The sequence below is a fragment of the Mangrovibacter sp. MFB070 genome (assembly GCF_000705335.1).
Taxonomy (GTDB): domain Bacteria; phylum Pseudomonadota; class Gammaproteobacteria; order Enterobacterales; family Enterobacteriaceae; genus Mangrovibacter; species Mangrovibacter plantisponsor.
In genome coordinates this window covers 23076-42805 of sequence record NZ_JJMI01000043.1, presented here as the reverse complement: position 1 = coordinate 42805, position 19730 = coordinate 23076, and the positions used below count along the sequence as shown (strand labels likewise).

Annotated in this window: 15 protein-coding genes; 13 read left to right on the top strand and 2 right to left on the bottom strand. The window is 52.6% G+C overall.

The window, feature by feature from the left end; all coding sequences use genetic code 11:
* Positions 1 to 389: 389 nt before the first annotated feature.
* Positions 390 to 845, bottom strand: a complete 456-nt coding sequence (locus DT73_RS20245; protein WP_036114197.1) for a YhcH/YjgK/YiaL family protein — start codon at positions 843 to 845, stop codon at positions 390 to 392.
* Positions 846 to 1550: 705 nt separating this feature from the next.
* Between DT73_RS20245 and arcA the strand changes: the two genes are divergently transcribed.
* The 8 genes from arcA (at position 1551) to ridA (ending at position 9103) form a co-directional block, all read left to right on the top strand.
* Complete coding sequence (gene arcA, locus DT73_RS20240) at positions 1551 to 2771, top strand: arginine deiminase (protein ID WP_036114195.1); 1221 nt, start codon at positions 1551 to 1553, stop codon at positions 2769 to 2771.
* Positions 2772 to 2789: 18 nt separating this feature from the next.
* A complete protein-coding gene (arcC, locus tag DT73_RS20235; RefSeq protein ID WP_036114193.1) occupies positions 2790 to 3707 on the top strand; it encodes a carbamate kinase in 918 nt (305 codons plus the stop codon).
* An 82-nt stretch (positions 3708 to 3789) separates the two neighbouring features.
* Positions 3790 to 4794, top strand: coding sequence for an ornithine carbamoyltransferase (gene argF, locus DT73_RS20230; RefSeq protein ID WP_036114190.1), 1005 nt, complete (start codon positions 3790 to 3792; stop codon positions 4792 to 4794).
* 68 nt (positions 4795 to 4862) lie between these two features.
* Entirely contained in the window at positions 4863 to 6335 is a 1473-nt protein-coding gene (gene arcD / locus DT73_RS20225; protein WP_036114188.1) for an arginine-ornithine antiporter, read from the top strand.
* 121 nt (positions 6336 to 6456) lie between these two features.
* Positions 6457 to 6966, top strand: a complete 510-nt coding sequence (locus DT73_RS20220) for an arginine repressor (RefSeq protein ID WP_051691489.1) — start codon at positions 6457 to 6459, stop codon at positions 6964 to 6966.
* Between the two features lie 203 nt (positions 6967 to 7169).
* Entirely contained in the window at positions 7170 to 8105 is a 936-nt protein-coding gene (gene pyrB / locus DT73_RS20215; protein WP_036114185.1) for an aspartate carbamoyltransferase, read from the top strand.
* A gap of 13 nt (positions 8106 to 8118) precedes the next feature.
* Positions 8119 to 8580 (top strand): aspartate carbamoyltransferase regulatory subunit, encoded by a 462-nt coding sequence (gene pyrI, locus DT73_RS20210; RefSeq protein ID WP_036114182.1) that lies wholly within the window; start codon positions 8119 to 8121, stop codon positions 8578 to 8580.
* Positions 8581 to 8698: 118 nt separating this feature from the next.
* Positions 8699 to 9103 carry a 2-iminobutanoate/2-iminopropanoate deaminase gene (gene ridA / locus DT73_RS20205; RefSeq protein ID WP_036114178.1) on the top strand — a complete coding sequence of 135 codons (405 nt, stop codon included), beginning with the start codon at positions 8699 to 8701 and terminating at the stop codon, positions 9101 to 9103.
* A 78-nt stretch (positions 9104 to 9181) separates the two neighbouring features.
* Here ridA and mgtA read toward each other — a convergent pair whose 3' ends face one another.
* Positions 9182 to 11881: a magnesium-translocating P-type ATPase gene (gene mgtA / locus DT73_RS20200; protein ID WP_036114209.1), complete on the bottom strand. Its 2700-nt coding sequence runs from the start codon at positions 11879 to 11881 to the stop codon at positions 9182 to 9184.
* Positions 11882 to 12349: 468 nt separating this feature from the next.
* On the opposite strand from mgtA, the gene treR reads away from it, so the two are divergent.
* The 5 genes from treR (at position 12350) to nrdG (ending at position 19624) form a co-directional block, all read left to right on the top strand.
* Positions 12350 to 13315 (top strand): trehalose operon repressor TreR, encoded by a 966-nt coding sequence (gene treR, locus DT73_RS20195; protein WP_036114176.1) that lies wholly within the window; start codon positions 12350 to 12352, stop codon positions 13313 to 13315.
* 148 nt (positions 13316 to 13463) lie between these two features.
* Positions 13464 to 14882 carry a PTS trehalose transporter subunit IIBC gene (gene treB / locus DT73_RS20190; RefSeq protein WP_036114173.1) on the top strand — a complete coding sequence of 473 codons (1419 nt, stop codon included), beginning with the start codon at positions 13464 to 13466 and terminating at the stop codon, positions 14880 to 14882.
* Between the two features lie 59 nt (positions 14883 to 14941).
* On the top strand, positions 14942 to 16606 hold the full coding sequence (gene treC, locus DT73_RS20185; protein WP_036114168.1) for an alpha,alpha-phosphotrehalase: 1665 nt from the start codon (positions 14942 to 14944) through the stop codon (positions 16604 to 16606).
* Positions 16607 to 17021: 415 nt separating this feature from the next.
* Positions 17022 to 19157: an anaerobic ribonucleoside-triphosphate reductase gene (nrdD, locus tag DT73_RS20175; protein WP_036114163.1), complete on the top strand. Its 2136-nt coding sequence runs from the start codon at positions 17022 to 17024 to the stop codon at positions 19155 to 19157.
* Between the two features lie 2 nt (positions 19158 to 19159).
* A complete protein-coding gene (nrdG, locus tag DT73_RS20170; protein WP_036114161.1) occupies positions 19160 to 19624 on the top strand; it encodes an anaerobic ribonucleoside-triphosphate reductase-activating protein in 465 nt (154 codons plus the stop codon).
* Positions 19625 to 19730: the final 106 nt, after the last annotated feature.

Here is a 19730-nt window from a genome sequence, read left to right as displayed (position 1 = left end):
TTTTTGCTGAGATATTACAGGCGGGTGTGGGGTGTGGCCTCTAAATCGTTGAGGCGTGCCTGGCGGGCCGGGGCTGCCTGCAGGACGCAGGCAGAGCGACGGGAGGCAGGATGCCGACTCGGAGCGGTACCCGAACAGGCCGCCGGGGTAAGCCGAATGTCCGCGTAGCGGCGATTTTGCCGGCCACAAAAAGGGGGTGAGGCCAGTGCCCCCTGCGGGCGCCGGGCGCAGTGGGTGAGTAAAAGCTGAGTGGCTGGCACGGCGCGCAATTTGCTCCGTGCTGGCAGATTATGGTTACTGCGGTGACGGTTCCGCTCACCTGCAGTGATGCACTCAATGTAGCTTCACAGCCCGTGAGCGGGCATAGGGGGCCAGGCCCCCTGCTCTACTCAATCATTCACACGCAATTTCACGACAACCTTACGTACTTTGCCGGGTTCACCAGCAGCACACAGCGGTTTATGCACGGTGCCCGGCCAGAATACGACGAAGTCACCTTCATTCAGCACAACCGTTTTCTCGTCCACGCCAGCGGCCAGGAACGCAATATCTTTATCTGCCAGCCAGTCAGTGTCTGGTTTGCCTGCCGGATGTGTGCTGAACGTCATCCCTTCTTTGCCATTCAGAACAATTTGAATGTCCAGGCAACGGGCATGATATTCCGCTTTGCGGTCGGCAAAGGGTTCTGTGACATCATTAGAAACCATATAAAACAGACGGTTGCCGTCAATTTCATATTTACCTGCGGGGGTTTCGTCAGTGACATGTGCTTTTACATACTCAATGGCCTGGCGTAACGCATCTGGCAACCAGGGCTGCAAATTATGGATGTTACCAATGATCATGGGAGTTCCTTATTAAAACCGTGTTTCACTCTCTGATTTATACGATGAATCGTACTGCCATACCAGCGTAAATTATTGTCTTTGATATCCACCGCATGTTTATCTCCACTGATGTAAATCACTTGTTATTGCCCAGGCATTTTTTATGCACCTGCCATGCCGTATTTATGCACAACTTATGCAAATAAGTGCATAAAAAAGCCACCATCCTGTTGATTTTTATGACCATGCTAAAAAAAAGTCTTCACACTCACAGTTTTGTTTTTCTCTTTTCTATGCAGTTTTACGGTTAACTATTTCTCTCACAGTGGCGCTAATAAAATCAAAAAGAGTATTTTTTGCATAGTTATGCATATTTATCAAAATAATCATTTAAAATCAATAAATTAAAATATTTATTGTTTTGCATATTTTTACAAACACATAACAAACATAAATATTAAAACTTAACTACAGATTATTTATTCAGATTTAACTCGGTGCAATTTTCATTATTTAAGAGCCATATCAAACAAACAAAACAGTTTTGTTTTTCGGATTGCATCACCTCTACAAACTGCTTTTAATAACCTCAACAAAACAATTTACAGCCAACACCACCAGGCCGGAACTACAGACAATTACCATTCTGTTTACTCAATAACAGGATGCGGATAACTGCTATTTAAAACTGGCTTGCGGAATAAAATATAATGAGGATTAAATATGCAAAAACATTATGTCGGTTCAGAAATAGGGCAATTACGCAGTGTGTTACTGCACCGCCCTAACCTTAGCTTACAACGCCTGACGCCATCGAACTGCCAGAACTTATTATTTGATGATGTACTGTCAGTAGAAAAGGCTGGTGAAGAGCATGATATCTTCGCCAACACACTGCGTGCGCAGGGTGTGGAGGTGCTGCTACTCACTGATTTACTGAGCGAAACGCTGGATAACACAGAAGCCCGCGACTGGTTGCTCAGCACCCAAATATCCGACTACCGCCTGGGGCCGGCATTTGCCTCCGATGTTCGTGCATGGCTGGCTGATTTACCGCATCGCGAACTGGCGCGCCGCCTTACTGGTGGGGTCACTTATGGTGAAATACCCGGGCATATTAAAAATATGGTGACAGATACCCATAGCGCCACCGATTTTATTATGAAGCCATTACCTAACCATTTATTCACCCGTGATACATCCTGCTGGATTTATAACGGCGTTTCAATTAACCCAATGGCAAAAACAGCCCGCCAGCGAGAAACAAATAATTTGCGTGCTATTTACCGCTGGCACCCATTATTTTCTGCTGGTGATTTTGTTAAATATTACGGCGATGAAAATATTAATTATGACCACGCCACACTGGAAGGCGGAGATGTGCTGGTGATTGGCCGCGATGCGGTCTTAATTGGCATGTCTGAACGCACCACACCACAAGGGGTGGAATTTCTCGCCACATCACTATTCCAGCATCACCAGGCAAAACAAGTCATTGCGCTGGAGCTCCCCAAACACCGCTCCTGTATGCACCTGGATACCGTGATGACCCACATTGATATCGACACCTTCTCCGTTTACCCGGAAGTGGTGCGGCAGAACGCACAGTGCTGGGTGCTGACGCCCGATGGCCGGGGTGGGCTGAAACGCCAGCAGGCACCCAATTTACTCCATGCACTGGAACAGGCCCTGCATATCGACCAGGTGAAACTGATAACCACTGGCGGCGATGCCTTCGAAGCAGAGCGCGAACAATGGAATGACGCCAACAACGTACTGACACTGCGCCCGGGTGTGGTTGTCGGCTATGAACGCAACACCTGGACCAACGAAAAATACGATAAAGCCGGAATCACCGTACTGCCCATTCCGGGCAATGAACTGGGGCGTGGCCGTGGTGGTGCACGCTGCATGAGCTGCCCGCTGGAACGTGATGGCATTTGAGAACGGAGAACAACGAACATGACGGAACGTAAACCCACACTGGTCGTCGCCCTTGGCGGCAATGCACTGCTCAAACGCGGCCAGCCTCTTGAGGCGTCTGTTCAGCGCGAAAATATTGCACTGGCAGCACGGACAATAGCTCAACTCACCCGCCAGTGGCAGGTGGTACTGGTGCACGGAAATGGCCCGCAGGTTGGCCTGCTGGCTCTGCAAAATAGCGCCTTCGACAAAGTTGCCCCGTATCCGCTGGATATTTTGGGAGCAGAAAGCCAGGGCATGATTGGTTATATGTTGCAGCAAACCCTGAAAAACGCCCTGCCCGACCAGGAAATCAGTGTGCTGCTAACCCAGGTAGAAGTCAGTGCCAGTGACCCGGCATTTAGCAACCCGACCAAGTATATCGGTCCGGTGTATGACCGGGCTCAGGCTGAAACACTGGCCGCCGAAAAAGGCTGGGTTTTCCGCCAGGATGGCGAGTGGACACGCCGGGTGGTCCCGTCACCCCAACCGAAACGTATCCTGGAAAGTGATGCCATCAGCGCCCTGATCCAGCGCGGCCACCTGGTCATTTGCAACGGCGGCGGCGGTGTTCCGGTAGTTGAAAAAGGCGATGGTTATCACGGCATTGAAGCGGTGATTGATAAAGACCTCTCCGCAGCACTGCTGGCCCGCCAGATTGAAGCAGATGCACTGTTGATCCTGACTGACGCCAACGGGGTGTATCTCAACTGGGGGCAGCCAGACCAGCGCCCGCTGGCACAGGTTACCCCGGCGGAACTCAAGACCATGACCTTCGATGCAGGCTCCATGGGCCCGAAAGTGGCCGCCTGCTGCCAGTTTGTTGAGCAATGCCACGGAATTGCCGGTATTGGAGCCCTGGAAGACGGCCTGGCGATTCTGGCGGGCGACAAAGGCACCCGTATCTCAAACAACTGATTCTCACTTTTTATTACCACACGCGTTCCCTGCCACCACCAGGCAGGGGCAGAAAAGTGTTATCCCAAGAAAGGATATAAAAATGACCATTTCACTGAAAAATAAAAACTTTTTAAAACTTCTCGATTTTACGCCTGCTGAAATTAACTACCTGCTGGAGCTGGCTGCTTCTTTGAAGGCTGACAAAAAAGCCGGAACAGAAAAGAAAACGCTGACAGGCAAAAACATTGCGCTGATCTTCGAAAAAACCTCCACCCGTACCCGCTGTGCTTTTGAAGTTGGCGCGTTCGACCAGGGTGCGCAGGTTACTTATCTTGGGCCGACCGGGTCACAAATTGGCCATAAAGAATCCATGAAAGATACCGCCCGTGTTCTGGGGCGGATGTACGACGCTATTGAATACCGTGGCTACGGCCAGGCCATTGTGGAAGAGCTGGGGCAATACGCAGGCGTCCCGGTATGGAACGGTCTGACCAACGAATTCCACCCCACACAAATTCTGGCCGACCTGATGACCATGCAGGAACACACACCAGGTCGTGCGCTGAAAGACATCGCCTTTGCTTACCTGGGCGATGCCCGTAACAACATGGGCAACTCCCTGATGGTGGGCGCGGCGAAAATGGGCATGGATATCCGCCTGGTGGCTCCCAAAGCATTCTGGCCAGAGCCTGAACTGGTTGCACAGTGCCAGGACATCGCCAAACAAACTGGCGCACGCATCATGCTGACTGACAACGTACAGGAAGGCGTGGCGGGTGTGGATTTCCTCTATACCGATGTCTGGGTGTCGATGGGTGAAGCCAAAGAAGCCTGGGCAGAACGTGTGGCACTGATGAAGCCCTACCAAATCAACGATGCCGTGGTGGAAGCCACTGGTAACCCACAGGTGAAATTTATGCACTGCCTGCCAGCATTCCATAACGATGAAACCACGGTTGGCAAAGAGATTGAAAAAACCTGGGGCCTGAAAGGGCTGGAAGTAACCGAAAGCGTTTTTGAATCCCCCCGTTCCATCGTTTTCGATGAAGCAGAAAACCGCATGCACACCATTAAAGCCGTCATGGTGGCAACCCTGGGTGAATAACACAGTCATGCGGCAGCAGAGCCTGCCGCATTATCCACAGGCTGCCCCCGGGCAGCGGGAGAACGACGATGGCAGATGTCACACATAGCGACACCGATTCCCATACAGCGGAACTCGGTGAGAAAAAATTAGGGCTGGGCGCACTGGTCGCCCTGGTTATCGGTTCAATGATTGGCGGTGGGGTGTTCAGCCTGCCGCAAAACTTTGCGGCGGTGGCGTCACCCGGCGCACTGCTGGCAGGCTGGGTTATCACCGGCATTGGTATGCTGTGCCTGGCTTTTATCTACCAGAACCTGAGCGCACGCTGCCCGGAGCTGGATGGCGGGATTTACAGTTACGCCCGCGCCGGGTTTGGCGACTTTATTGGCTTCCAGGCAGCCTGGGGCTACTGGTTTTCCGCGTGGCTCGGCAATGTATCCTATGCCGTACTGCTGTTCAGCGCGCTGAGCTTTTTTATTCCTGTCTTTGGGGAAGGCAACAACCTTATCTCTGTGGTTGGCGCATCAATTGTTCTGTGGCTGGTACACGCGCTGGTGTTGCGTGGTGTGCGGGAAGCCGCATGGATCAACTCACTGCTTACCATTATCAAAGTACTGGTGTTGATTGTCTTTATTATCGCCGCCCTGTTGGCATTCAGAATGGGTATTTTTACAGCTGATTTCTGGGGGCGTGTGATGCAAACCAGTAACACGCACAGCAGCCTGTTCGACCAAACCAAAAACACCATGCTGGTAACGACCTGGGTATTTATTGGTATTGAAGGCGCAACCGTAGTTTCTGCCCGTGCCGCCCGGCGTTCTGATATTGGTAAAGCGACAGTCACCGGCTTACTGGGCGCGCTGGCTATTTATGTGCTGGTCAGTGTGCTTTCTATGGGGATCCTGGACCAGGCCACGCTGGCCGGGTTGAAGAACCCGTCGATGGCCGGGGTACTGGAACATGTTGTCGGCCCGTGGGGTGCCCGTTTCGTGGCTGGCGGAGTGATTTTATCTGTTGCCGGAGCACTGCTAGCCTGGACCTTGTTTGCCGCGGAACTCCCGCGAGTAGCCGCGCAGGATGGCATCTTCCCCGCGGTATTTGCCCGGGAAAACAGCCGCCATTCTCCTTCTTTCTCGCTTTGGATAACCAATGGCCTGATTCAGGTATTTCTGCTACTGACTCTCTTCTACCAGGCAGGTTACCAGGCATTGTTCTCCATTGCCACCGCCGCGATTTTACCGCCTTATCTGTTCAGTGCAGCTTATGGATTAAAACTGGCGCTGACAGGTGAGCGTTACCAGGAAAATGAACGCCGTGGCGGAGCGATTGCCCTGGGTATTATCGCCACGGTTTATGGTTTCTGGCTGTGTTATGCCGCCGGGGACTCCATGCTGTTGAGCGCCCTGCTCTTTGCCCCCGGCATACTGGTGTATATCTGGCAGCGCCGCATCCAGAACCGCCTTATGTTCAACAACGCCGAGTGGTGGCTGGTGATTGCCATTGTGCTGGCTGCAGCCTGGACACTGCTGCTGGTTTTGCAGGGTTCACTGAGCATAGCCTGATTTTTTTCCGGCCAGTTGACCTGAGCTTGCCAAAGGAAGACTGGCCCGGCGGTTTAAATAATCCAGTTATGTTAAACAGTTAGCACAATATTTAGTTTTATTTTGAAGAACAGGATGCAGTATGAAAACCCCGATTACATCGTCTGAAAAGGAGATGCAACAGTTGGCATTATGCCAGCGGTTAATCATCAACCACAGCTACGGGTGCCAGGATGCGTTACGGCGTGACATGCAACGCCACGGTTTTCAGGCCATTAGCCAGTCCACGATTTCACGTTTATTGCGTATTCTTGGGGTCATTAAAATTCGTAATGCCCGGGGGGAGAAAATCTACAGCCTCAGCCCACAGGAACAGCCAGAACCCAGTGCCGGGCGGGCCATTGGCGAGATGGTCATCAGTGTGGAGCACAACGCCGAGTTTGTTATTCTCCATACCGTGGCAGGCTACGGGCGTGCGGTTGGGAAAATACTTGATTACCGCGCACTCCCTGATGTTTTAGGCGTAGTGGCAGGCAGCAGTGTTGTCTGGGTCGCTCCCCGGGATGTCACTAAAACGCCCCATTTGCACCACAAAATTGTGCAAACTTTTGGCCTGACCGCCGTTTTATCGCAACCGGTTGCGGTACGATAAAAAAATGTGCATTTACGCCTTGATGAGGAACTCAGGATGCGTATAATGCCGGACAATTTGCCGGGGGGATGCATGGTTACGCCAATTCCACAAGCCGTTTTGAGTACTCACCTGAATACAGGTGCTGTCTTCCCGTTGCACCGATCCAGAGCCCCTCGTTGAGGGGCTTTTTTTTGCCCGCGTTTCGTTAACAGGAGAGAAACATGGCCAATCCGCTTTATAAAAAACACATCATTTCGATTAATGATCTTAACCGGGAGGAGCTTGAACTGGTGCTGGCAACAGCCGCACAGTTAAAAGCGCACCCACAACCGGAGTTGTTAAAGCACAAGGTTATCGCCAGTTGTTTCTTCGAGGCCTCAACCCGTACCCGCCTCTCCTTTGAAACATCCATGCACCGGTTGGGCGCGGCTGTGGTTGGCTTCTCTGACAGCAGCAATACCTCGCTTGGCAAAAAAGGCGAAACACTGGCAGACACCATTTCGGTAATCAGTACCTATGTGGATGCCATTGTCATGCGTCACCCCCAGGAAGGGGCATCACGCCTGGCAACCGAATTCTCCGGCCATGTTCCGGTACTGAACGCGGGTGACGGCTCCAACCAGCATCCCACCCAAACCTTACTGGATCTGTTCACCATTCAGGAAACACAAGGCCGGCTGGAAAACCTGAATATCGCCATGGTAGGTGACCTGAAATATGGCCGTACCGTTCACTCACTGACTCAGGCACTGGCAAAATTCAACGGGAACCGTTTTTACTTTATCGCCCCGTCTGCGCTGGCAATGCCGCAATATATTCTCGATATGCTGGAAGAAAAAGGCATCCAGTGGAGCCTGCATGGCAGCATTGATGCCGTTATGGCAGAAGTGGACATTCTGTATATGACTCGGGTACAGAAAGAGCGCCTCGACCCTTCTGAATATGCCAATGTGAAAGCCCAGTTTGTGCTGCGCGCCAGTGACCTGGAAGGTGCCCGTAGCAACATGAAAGTGCTGCATCCATTGCCGCGTGTTGACGAAATCGCGACCGATGTTGATAAAACCCCTCATGCCTGGTATTTCCAGCAGGCGGGGAATGGCATTTTTGCCCGCCAGGCACTGCTGGCACTGGTTCTGAATGAAGATTTGGCACTGTAAGGGAGACAAGATAATGACTGACGATAAAAAATTGCAGGTTGAAGCCATTAAATGCGGCACAGTTATCGACCACATTCCGGCTCAGGTCGGGTTTAAACTGCTCTCTTTGTTCCAGTTGACCAAAACCGACCAGCGCATCACTATCGGCCTGAATTTACCTTCCGGTGAAATGGGCCGCAAAGACCTTATCAAAATCGAGAATACGTTTTTAACCGAAGAGCAGGTAAACCAACTGGCACTGTATGCCCCCCATGCCACTGTTAACCGGATTGACGATTACAGCGTGGTGGGTAAGAGCCGCCCCAGCCTGCCAGAGCGTGTGGATAACGTGCTGGTGTGCCCGAACTCAAACTGCATCAGCCACAATGAACCTGTCGCTTCCAGTTTTAGTGTGAAAGTGCGTGATGAAGCCGTCACCCTGAAGTGTAAGTACTGTGAGAAAGAGTTTGCCCGCCATGTCGTTCTGAACGATTAAGTTCTGAGTGATTAAGTTGTGAATGACTGAGTACAGGCTGGCAATGCTGGCAATGGCCCGGATGCTCCCTATAATGGTGGGCATCTTTTCTACGGCTGGTTAATTAACAGGAGTAAATATGTCACGCGAAATCAGTACCGATAAAGCCCCTGCCGCTATTGGCCCTTATGTTCAGGGTGTGAATTTGGGCAACATGATTATGACGTCTGGCCAGATTCCGGTAGACCCGCAAACCGGTACCGTTCCGGAAGATATCACCGCCCAGGCTCGCCAGTCTCTGAATAATGTGAAAGCCATTGTGGAAGCCGCCGGGCTGGCAGTTGGCGATATTGTTAAAACCACTGTGTTTGTCAAAGACCTCAACGATTTCGCCACAGTGAATGCGGAATACGAAGCGTTCTTTAATGAGCACCATGCGGCTTTCCCGGCGCGCTCTTGTGTTGAAGTGGCTCGCCTGCCGAAAGACGTTAAAATTGAAATTGAAGCAATTGCCATTCCGCGTACTCACCTTTCCCTGGTGTAACGGGTAACGGAACCGCAACTGTAAACGGCCTGCTCTATAATTGGCAGGCCGTTTGTTTATCTGGCAAAAACAGCGGTATTACTGCCAGCCGTAACGGTGGGTGTAAACCCCTTTCACCAGTTGTGTCAGCGCCATATATCCGGCGAGGATCCCCACCAGCCACGGGAAGTAGCTGAGCGGCAACGCCTGCAATTGCAGGTATGAAGCCAGCGGAGAGAATGGCAGCCACAACCCAATACTCATTACCACCAGCGTCATCACCATCAGCGGCCATGCAGCGCGGCTCTGCAGGAACGGCACCCGGCGGGTACGAATCATATGCACAATCAGTGTTTGTGACAGCAGGCCAACCACAAACCAGCCAGACTGGAACAAAGTTTGTGCTTCCGGCACATTGGCGTGGAACACAAACCACATCAGGCAGAAGGTCAAAATATCAAAAATGGAGCTGATTGGGCCAAAAAACACCATAAACCGCCCCAAATCTGCCGGGTTCCAGCGCTGAGGTTTCTGAATTTGCTCGTCATCCACGTTATCAAACGGAATGGCAACCTGGGATACATCGTACAGCAGGTTCTGAATCAGTAAGTGCAGTGGCAACATCGGCAAAAAGGGCAGGAAAGCACTGGCAACCAGTACGCTGAACACATTACCGAAGTTAGAGCTGGCCGTCATTTTGATGTATTTGAGCATGTTGGCAAACGTGCGCCGCCCTTCAATGACACCGGCTTCCAGCACCATCAGGCTTTTTTCCAGCAGAATAATATCAGCGGCTTCACGGGCAATATCCACGGCACCATCGACAGAAATACCGATATCTGCCGCACGTAATGCCGGGGCATCGTTAATACCATCACCCATAAAGCCCACAACATGGCCGCCCTGGCGCAGCAGGCGCACAATACGCTCTTTGTGCAGTGGCGTCAGGCGGGCAAAAACAACGGTATGGCGCGCCAGTTCTGCCAGTGCCATGTCATCCAGGGTTTCAATACTGTCTCCGGTGATGACATCCCCCGCATCCAGGCCCACTTCACGGCACACTTTCGCTGCTACCAGTTCGCTGTCGCCAGTCAGAATTTTGACTGTGATACCACTGGCATGCAGGGCTTTCAGTGCCGGTGCAGTGCTCTCTTTTGGCGGGTCCAGGAATGCGATATAGCCATCCAGAATCAGGTCTGATTCATCTGCCCGGCTGTAATCCCCTTCCCGGGCGACCAGGAATTTACTGGCAACGGCCACCACACGTAACCCCTGGCGGTTCAGGTCATCCGTTACCTGGCGGATTCTCACCAGCAGCGCATCACTGAGCGGTACTATTTCTTCGCCCTGGCGCACATGGGTGCACACATCCAGCATTTCTTGTAATGCCCCTTTGCAAATCAGCAGGTGTGCATCCGGCGTTTCACTCACCACCACCGACATACGGCGGCGCTCAAAATCGAACGGAATCTCATCCACTTTATGCCAGTGCTCAACATTCGCCCTGGCCTGGAATTCGTCCACCCGTTCCAGCACTGCTGTATCCAGCAGGTTTTTCAGGCCGGTCTGGTAATGGCTGTTCAGCCAGGCAAGGTGCAGAACCCGGTTGCTGACTTCCCCGGCGGTATCTGTGTGGGTTTCCAGAATAATGCGGTCCTGAGTCAGTGTGCCGGTTTTATCCGTGCACAGAATGTCCATGGCACCGAAGTTCTGAATGGCATCCAGGTGTTTCACAATCACTTTCTGGCGTGACAGTTTTACGGCACCGCGCGCCAGTGTGGAGGTGACAATCATGGGCAACATTTCTGGTGTCAGGCCAACAGCCACAGACAACGCAAACAGCGCCGCTTCCCACCAGTCGCCTTTGGTGTAGCCGTTAATCAGCAGTACAACGGGTGCCATCACCAGCATAAAACGAATCAACAACATACTGACGCGGCTGATACCTTTCTGGAACGCGTTAGGTTCATTTTCCTGCTGTGTAACCCGGCCAGCCAGTTGCCCAAACCAGGTATTTCCCCCGGTGGCAATGACCATTGCCTGTGCGGTACCGCTCACCACGGTAGTGCCCATAAAACACAACGTGTCGCTTTCCAGCGGGTTACGTTGTTCAGCCTGGCGGCTGTGGGCTGCTTTTTCTACCGGCAACGATTCCCCGGTAAGGGAAGCCTGGGCGATAAACAGATCCCGCGCCTGAACCACCCGCAGATCTGCGGGGATCATGTCACCGGCAGATAACTTGACGATATCGCCGGGAACCAGTTGATCACAAGGGATCTCGCACCAGCGAGTGGTACCCAGTTCATCCACCATGCGCAACACGGTTGCTTTGTTGCTGACCATGGCTTTCAGCGCATCTGCCGCTTTGGTGGAGCGCGCTTCCTGCACAAAGTTCAGTAATGTAGAAATCGCCACCATCAACAGAATAACGCCCGTGGCAAACAAGTCTTCGGTTGAATAAGAGATGATTGCCAGCACAGTCAGGAGCAGGTTAAAGGGGTTGCGATAACACTGCCACAGGTGAACCCACCAGGGTGTGGGCGCATCTTCCGGAATACGGTTGAAGCCATGCTGTGCCCGTGCCCGCGCTACTGCATCGGCAGCCAGCCCTTCCGGGTGGCTGTTAAATGCCTGCCAGAGTTCGTTTTCTGGCATTTGCGCCACTTTAAGGCACTGTTCAGCAAGGCCTGCTGGCATGGTGCCGGCCTGGTGTGCTGAACGGCTGTCCAGTAATGGGTCGCGTGCCACCAGGCGGTGGGGTAAACGGCGAATCAATTGAGAAAAGAGACGACGAGTCATTTTTTTTACATGCATAATTATCCCTCCGTGCGCCTTCACAGCCAGTGGCAGGCACACAGAACAGCACCACGCAGGTACCCACAGGGTTGCGTGGCGAAAACAAAAACAACAGGGACGTCATACGAAGACGCCGCTGCATTACATGTTCCAGTAAGGCAACGGCGGAAAAAGGCGTGCCTTACCGGGTGAAGTAGTTCTCGGTTAAATGAGGTGCTGGATCAGGGTCCATGAGTCCTCCGGTAAGGTGAAAAAAACAGGTCTGGTGCATATCTGGTGGAATAACCACGCCACCAGGCCCACGTTTAGCGCGCGTATAGTACTCCCTGCTGTGTAAACGGCAGCTCAACCAGGGTGAGTTCCGCTTTTCTTGCTGGCAAACACTTTTCTTGCAGGCAAACAGGGGAAATCTGGCGCGTCAGGCATTATTATACCGCCGACGCCACTACCAACCTGAAGGATGACCCTGATATGCCAGAACGCCTGACAATCAAAGATATCGCCCGGCTCAGTGGCGTTGGCAAATCCACCGTTTCCCGGGTGCTGAATAATGAAAGCGGCGTCAGTGAGAAAACCCGTGAGCGGGTGGAAGCGGTAATGCTCCAGCAAGGGTTCAGCCCTTCACGTTCCGCCAGAGCCATGCGCGGGCAAAGCGACAAAGTGGTGGCGATTATCGTTACCCGCCTGGATTCCCTGTCAGAAAACCTGGCCGTTCAAACCATGCTGCCGTTGTTTTATGAACAAGGCTACGACCCAATTATGCTGGAAAGCCAGTTTTCGCCAGAGCGTGTTGAAGAGCATCTGCGTGTGATGCGGTTGCGCCATATCGATGGCATTGTGTTGTTTGGCTTTACCGGCATTAATGAAAGCGTTCTGGCAGGCTGGCGTGATTCACTGGTTTTACTGGCCCGGGATGCCCCGGGGCTTGCTTCAGTCTGTTATGACGATAACGGCGCTATCGCGCTTTTGATGCAGCAGCTTTACCAACAAGGCCACCGCCATATCAGTTTTCTTGGTGCCCCCCACAGCGATACCACCACAGGTCTGCGCCGCCACCAGGCTTACCTGAGCAGTTGCGAGCACTACCAAATCCCGCCCTGCGCGGCCCTGCCCGGGCTTGGCATGCAGCAGGGCTATGACCATACCGCGGGCGTGTTAACCCCAGCCACCACGGCACTGGTCTGCGCAACAGATATGCTGGCAATTGGTGCCAGTAAATATCTGCAGGAGCAGCATATCACTCACCTGCAATTAGCCAGCGTGGGCAACACACCGTTAGTGCGTTTTCTGCACCCGGAAATTATCACCGTGGATCCGGGTTACAACGAAGCGGGCGAGCAGGCTGCCCGGCAATTAATTGATCAGATCAACCACCAGCAGTCGCCCCGCCAGATAGTGATCACCGCGCGGCTGGCCCCACCAATAACGACAGGCTGATCCCCCGAGCTTCATCAGGCAAAAGGCGATTTATTGTGATCATCGCCCTGGTTCGGGAACGTTCCCATTTTAACCCAATACGAAAATAGCTACCCTGCGGGCAGGCAAAACACGCTGATGCCTTTACCTACCTCCACAGGGATTTACCATGAAAAAAATTAACCCGCAGGATATTGATACGCTGATTGCACTGGTGGGTGGCAAGGAAAATATCGCCACCGTAACCCACTGCATTACCCGGCTGCGTTTTGTACTGAATGATCCGGCGCTGGCTCAGCCGAAAACCATTGAAACCTTGCCAATGGTGAAAGGCTGTTTTACCAATGCCGGGCAATTCCAGGTGGTGATTGGTACTAACGTTGGTGACTGGTACCAGGCGCTGCTGGCGCACACCGGGCAAAGCTCCGCCAATAAAGACCAGGTGAAGCAGGCCGCACGCCAGAATATGAAATGGCATGAACGCTGGATCTCCCATTTTGCCGAGATCTTCTTCCCGCTCCTGCCGGCACTTATCAGCGGCGGGTTGATCCTCGGTTTTCGTAATGTCATTGGCGATGTGCCCTTTCGCAACGGCGAAACCCTGGCGCAAGTGTACCCAGCATTAAAAACCCTGTACGACTTCTTATGGCTGATTGGTGAAGCTATTTTCTTCTATTTGCCTGTGGGGATCTGCTGGTCAGCAGTGAAGAAAATGGGTGGGACGCCCATTCTGGGGATTGTGCTGGGCATCACGCTGGTATCCCCCCAACTGATGAACGCCTACCTGCTGGGTAGCCAGGTTCCTGAAGTGTGGAACTTCGGCTGGTTTACCATTCAAAAAGTGGGTTACCAGGCGCAAGTTATTCCGGCACTGCTCGCCGGACTGGCGCTGGGCATGATTGAGACCCGCCTTAAACGCCTGGTTCCTGATTACCTCTACCTGGTGGTGGTACCGGTCTGTTCGCTGTTACTGGCAGTTTTCCTTGCCCACGCGCTGATTGGCCCCGCAGGCCGCATGATTGGTGACGGTGTTGCCTTTGCAGTACGCCACCTGATGACCGGTAGTTTTGCCCCAATTGGCGCCGCGTTGTTTGGTTTTCTCTATGCCCCACTGGTGATTACCGGTGTTCACCAAACCACGCTGGCCATCGACATGCAGATGATTCAAAGCATGGGCGGTACACCTGTCTGGCCTCTGATTGCGTTGTCCAATATTGCTCAGGGTGCTGCCGTTGTGGGCGTTATCCTGGTCAGCCGTAAACAAAATGAACGTGAAATCTCTGTCCCTGCCGCCATTTCCGCTTTTTTGGGCGTCACTGAACCTGCTATGTACGGCATTAACATGAAGTACCGTTTCCCCATGTTGTGCGCCATGACAGGCTCAGGGCTGGCCGCGCTGCTGTGCGGGTTAAGTGGTGTACTGGCAAACGGCATTGGCGTGGGTGGTATCCCGGGCATTCTCTCCATTCAGCCACGTTTCTGGGGCACCTTTTCACTTGCCATGGCGGTCGCCATTGTTGTGCCCATTATTCTGACCACGGTGCTGTACAAACGAAAAAACCATCAGGGCACATTGCAGGTGATTTAAGTCTTTACTTCACAGGCGGCTTACCCGCCTGTTCCTTTTTGATGATGCAGGAAAGCACAATGACAACAACTCTGCCCTGGTGGCAAAACGGTGTGATTTACCAGATTTACCCGAAAAGTTTTCAGGATACTACCGGCAGTGGCACGGGTGACCTGGCCGGTGTTATCCAGCGGCTGGACTACCTGCAAACGTTGGGTGTGGACGCCATCTGGCTGACGCCGTTTTATGTTTCTCCTCAGGTTGATAACGGGTACGACGTTGCCGATTACCAGGCCATTGACCCGGCGTACGGCACCATGGGCGATTTTGATAACCTGGTTGCAGCAGCCCACCAGCGCGGTATTCGCATCGTTCTGGACATGGTGTTTAACCACACATCCACTGAACATGCGTGGTTCCGTGCAGCAGAAAACCCGCAAGACCCACACCGTGATTTCTATATCTGGCGCGATGGCACACCCAATACACCGCCTAACGGCTGGCAGGCAAAATTCGGTGGCAGTGCCTGGCAATGGCATGCCGCAAGCGGGCAGCATTACCTCCATTTGTTCGCGCCTGAACAGGCAGACTTAAACTGGGAAAACCCGGCAGTGCGCCAGGCGCTCCAGCAGATATGCCATTTTTGGGCAGACAGGGGCGTTGATGGCCTGCGGCTGGATGTCGTGAACCTGGTGTCCAAACACCCCGGCTGGCCGGAAGATATCCCCGGTGGTGATGGCCGCCGTTTTTATACCGATGGCCCGCGCATTCATGATTTTTTGCAGGAATTCAGCCGTGAAGTGTTTGCTCCGCGCCAGTTAATGACTGTCGGTGAAATGTCGTCGACATCGCTGGAGCACTGCCGCCAGTATGCCGCGCTCGATGGCCGCGAATTATCTATGACATTCAACTTCCATCACCTGAAAGTGGATTACCCGAACGGGCAAAAATGGGCCCTGGCCGAACCGGACTTTATCGAACTGAAAAAGATTTTTACCTGGTGGCAGCAGGGCATGCACAACCAGGCGTGGAATGCGCTGTTTTGGTGTAACCACGACCAGCCGCGCATTGTGTCCCGTTTTGGGAGTGAAGGCCCGTTGCGGGAAGTGGCGGCAAAAGCCCTGGCGCTGGCGCTGCATGGGTTACAGGGCACGCCGTATATCTACCAGGGTGAAGAGTTGGGCATGACCAACCCGCATTTCCGCACCATTGAGGAATACCGCGACGTAGAGAGCCTGAACATGTTTGCCGCAGGGCAGCAGCGTGGTGAAAGTGAGGCAACACTGCTGGCAGTGCTGGCCAGTAAATCCCGCGATAACAGCCGCACACCAATGCAGTGGGATAGCAGCCCACATTCTGGCTTTACTAAGGGAACACCCTGGATAGGCGTGTGTGAGAATTACCCGGAAATTAATGCCCGTGCCGCACTGGATAACCCGGATTCAGTGTTTTACACCTACCAGCACCTGATTCGCCTGCGTAAAACACACCCGGTAATAACCTGGGGCGACTATGAAGACCTGCTGCCCGATGCACCAACATTGTGGTGCTACCGCCGCACCTGGCAGGGCCGGCAACTGGTGGTCGCCATCAACCTCAGCCCGCAGCCACAAACCTGGGCCGGTTGTGCTTTACCAGGTACAGCAAAGGTTCTGGCGGCCAACTACCCTCATCCACCATTACAACCAGAAGGCATCACATTGCGGCCCTTTGAAGCTGTCTGGTGGCAGGCATCCTCCGATTAATCCTGGTTATTCCCAGGGACTCAGGCCAGGCTGAAAAAGCTGGCCTGAAATGTTTGCATAATCAGCATATTTTGGTTGTTTTTTGAACGCGTTTAAGAAAAAAGTTTGACTGCCTATTTCACGTTCAGCCAGCAAGCCGCGCCATAGCTTCTCCGCCAGATTACTTTGTCCTGCATCAAAAAAAACGCAAACATGTTTGATGCAAATCACTACATGTAGACACTAAAATGCATTCCTCAACTACATATTGTAGTAATCATCTGTTATACCTTACTAAGGCCACATTTCCGCAAGGGAAGTATTTGTGGATAAATCGAGGCAAAGAGAAGGGCTTTCTGGCGTATTCCTGATACATAGCGCCTTATTTCTGAACCTTTGTTTCTGTGGAAAACCTGTTTTTAAAAATGGAGAGATCATGACACCGCACGTGTTGAAAAGAGATGGGTGCAAAGTACCTTTCAATTCAGAGCGCATTAAAGAAGCCATTCTTCGTGCCGCTAAAGCTGCAGGTGTCGATGACGCAGACTATTGCGCCACCGTCGCAGAAGTCGTCCGTGCACAAATGGAAGGCCGTAGCCAGGTCGATATCCATGAAATTCAGACCGCTGTTGAAAACCAGTTAATGGCCGGAAACCATAAACAACTGGCGCGCGCTTACATTGAATATCGCCATGACCGTGATGTCGCCCGCGAAAAACGCGGCAAGCTCAACCAGGAAATACGTGGTCTGGTAGAGCAAACCAACACGGCTATCCTCAATGAAAATGCCAACAAAGACAGCAAAGTCATCCCCACTCAGCGTGATTTGCTGGCCGGGATTGTGGCTAAACATTACGCCAAACAGTATCTGCTGCCCCGTGATGTCGTACTGGCTCATGAACGTGGTGAAATCCACTATCACGATCTGGATTACTCGCCCTTCTTCCCCATGTTTAACTGCATGCTGATTGATTTAAAAGGCATGCTGACTCAGGGCTTTAAAATGGGTAACGCGGAAATTGAACCGCCGAAATCCATTTCTACTGCCACGGCGGTTACCGCACAAATTATCGCGCAGGTTGCCAGCCATATTTACGGTGGCACCACTATTAACCGTATTGATGAAATTCTGGCGCCATTCGTTACTGCCAGTTTCCAAAAACACCGCAAAACTGCAGATGAATGGCAGATCCCTGATGCCGAAGGTTATGCCCGCTCACGCACTGAAAAAGAGTGTTACGATGCCTTCCAGTCTCTGGAATATGAAGTTAACACGCTGCATACCGCGAATGGCCAGACACCTTTCGTCACCTTCGGTTTTGGGCTGGGTACCGGCTGGGAATCCCGTCTGATTCAGACATCTATTCTGCGTAACCGCATTGCCGGGCTGGGCAAAAACCGCAAAACTGCGGTGTTCCCCAAACTGGTCTTCGCGATCCGTGATGGCCTGAACCACCGTGACGGTGACCCGAACTACGATATCAAGCAACTGGCTCTGGAATGTGCCAGTAAGCGTATGTACCCGGATATCCTGAATTACGATCAGGTAGTGAAGGTGACCGGTTCCTTTAAAACACCAATGGGCTGCCGCAGCTTCCTGGGTGTTTATGAAGAAAACGGCGAGCAGATTCACGACGGGCGTAATAACCTTGGGGTTATCAGCCTGAACCTGCCGCGTATTGCGCTGGAAGCCAAAGGCGATGAAACCGAATTCTGGAAACTGCTGGACAGCCGCCTTGAGCTGTCGAAGAAAGCCCTGATGACACGTATCGCCCGCCTGGAAGGTGTAAAAGCCCGTGTTGCACCAATTCTGTATATGGAAGGTGCATGTGGTGTGCGCCTGAAAGCCGATGATGATGTCGCGCAAATATTTAAAGACGGCCGTGCGTCAATTTCGCTTGGGTATATCGGCATTCATGAAACCATTAACGCGTTGTCCGGTAACCGCCATATTTATGACGATGAAAAACTGCGCGCAATTGGCGTTGCCATTGTCGCCCGCCTGCGTAAAGCAGTGGACGAATGGAAAGAAGAAACCGGCTACGGTTTCAGCCTGTACAGTACCCCGAGTGAAAACCTGTGCGACCGTTTCTGCCGCCTGGATACCGCCGAATTTGGCGTAGTGCCTGGCGTAACAGACAAAGGCTATTACACCAACAGCTTCCACCTGGATGTGGAGAAAAAGGTTAACCCTTACGACAAAATCGATTTTGAAGCACCGTACCCGCCGTTGAGTAATGGGGGCTTTATTTGCTACGGGGAATACCCGAACCTGCAACACAACCTGCGCGCGCTGGAAGATGTGTGGGATTACAGCTACCAGCATGTTCCGTATTACGGCACTAACACGCCTATTGATGAATGCTATGAGTGTGGTTTTACTGGTGAGTTTGAGTGCACCAGCAAAGGCTTCACCTGCCCGAAATGCGGCAACCATGATTCTTCACGGGTGTCTGTTATCCGCCGTGTTTGTGGTTACCTGGGCAGCCCGGATGCACGCCCGTTCAATGCCGGTAAGCAGGAAGAAGTGAAGCGCCGGGTGAAACACCTCAATAACGGCCAGTTGGGTTAATTATGAATTACCACCAGTATTACCCGGTGGATGTGGTGAATGGCCCCGGCACCCGGTGCACGTTGTTTGTCGCCGGTTGCGTTCATGAATGCCCCGGTTGCTACAACAAAAGCACCTGGCGGGTGAACTCCGGGGTGCCGTTCACCCAGGAAATGGAAGACAGGATAATCGCCGACCTGCAAGACACCCGGGTGAAACGCCAGGGGCTGTCGCTGTCTGGTGGCGACCCTCTTCACCCGGCCAATGTGCCTGCTGTGTTACGGCTGGTGCAGCGCATATGCCGCGAGTGCCCGGGCAAAGACATCTGGGTCTGGACCGGTTACCTGCTGAGCGAGCTGAATTATGCACAGCAAGAAGTTGTTGCGCTGATTAATGCGCTGGTTGATGGCAAGTACATGCAGGATTTACGCGACCCGGCGTTGATCTGGCGCGGTAGCAGCAACCAGGTTATCCACCACCTGCGTTAAAGCCGGTGAAAGCCAGTTGAAGTAATAAAAAATACAGCACCTACCCTATATGATATGGCGCGGTGCTGTATTTTTTTGTGATGGTCTCCGCCTGTATTTTCGGTGG

Excerpts from the sequence above, each read along its gene's own strand:
- DT73_RS20245 (WP_036114197.1), bottom strand. The coding sequence starts at position 845 with ATGATCATTGGTAACATCCATAATTTGCAGCCCTGGTTGCCAGATGCG.
- arcA (WP_036114195.1), top strand. The coding sequence starts at position 1,551 with ATGCAAAAACATTATGTCGGTTCAGAAATAGGGCAATTACGCAGTGTG.
- arcC (WP_036114193.1), top strand. The coding sequence starts at position 2,790 with ATGACGGAACGTAAACCCACACTGGTCGTCGCCCTTGGCGGCAATGCA.
- argF (WP_036114190.1), top strand. The coding sequence starts at position 3,790 with ATGACCATTTCACTGAAAAATAAAAACTTTTTAAAACTTCTCGATTTT.
- arcD (WP_036114188.1), top strand. The coding sequence starts at position 4,863 with ATGGCAGATGTCACACATAGCGACACCGATTCCCATACAGCGGAACTC.
- DT73_RS20220 (WP_051691489.1), top strand. The coding sequence starts at position 6,457 with ATGAAAACCCCGATTACATCGTCTGAAAAGGAGATGCAACAGTTGGCA.
- pyrB (WP_036114185.1), top strand. The coding sequence starts at position 7,170 with ATGGCCAATCCGCTTTATAAAAAACACATCATTTCGATTAATGATCTT.
- pyrI (WP_036114182.1), top strand. The coding sequence starts at position 8,119 with ATGACTGACGATAAAAAATTGCAGGTTGAAGCCATTAAATGCGGCACA.
- ridA (WP_036114178.1), top strand. The coding sequence starts at position 8,699 with ATGTCACGCGAAATCAGTACCGATAAAGCCCCTGCCGCTATTGGCCCT.
- mgtA (WP_036114209.1), bottom strand. The coding sequence starts at position 11,881 with ATGACTCGTCGTCTCTTTTCTCAATTGATTCGCCGTTTACCCCACCGC.
- treR (WP_036114176.1), top strand. The coding sequence starts at position 12,350 with ATGCCAGAACGCCTGACAATCAAAGATATCGCCCGGCTCAGTGGCGTT.
- treB (WP_036114173.1), top strand. The coding sequence starts at position 13,464 with ATGAAAAAAATTAACCCGCAGGATATTGATACGCTGATTGCACTGGTG.
- treC (WP_036114168.1), top strand. The coding sequence starts at position 14,942 with ATGACAACAACTCTGCCCTGGTGGCAAAACGGTGTGATTTACCAGATT.
- nrdD (WP_036114163.1), top strand. The coding sequence starts at position 17,022 with ATGACACCGCACGTGTTGAAAAGAGATGGGTGCAAAGTACCTTTCAAT.
- nrdG (WP_036114161.1), top strand. The coding sequence starts at position 19,160 with ATGAATTACCACCAGTATTACCCGGTGGATGTGGTGAATGGCCCCGGC.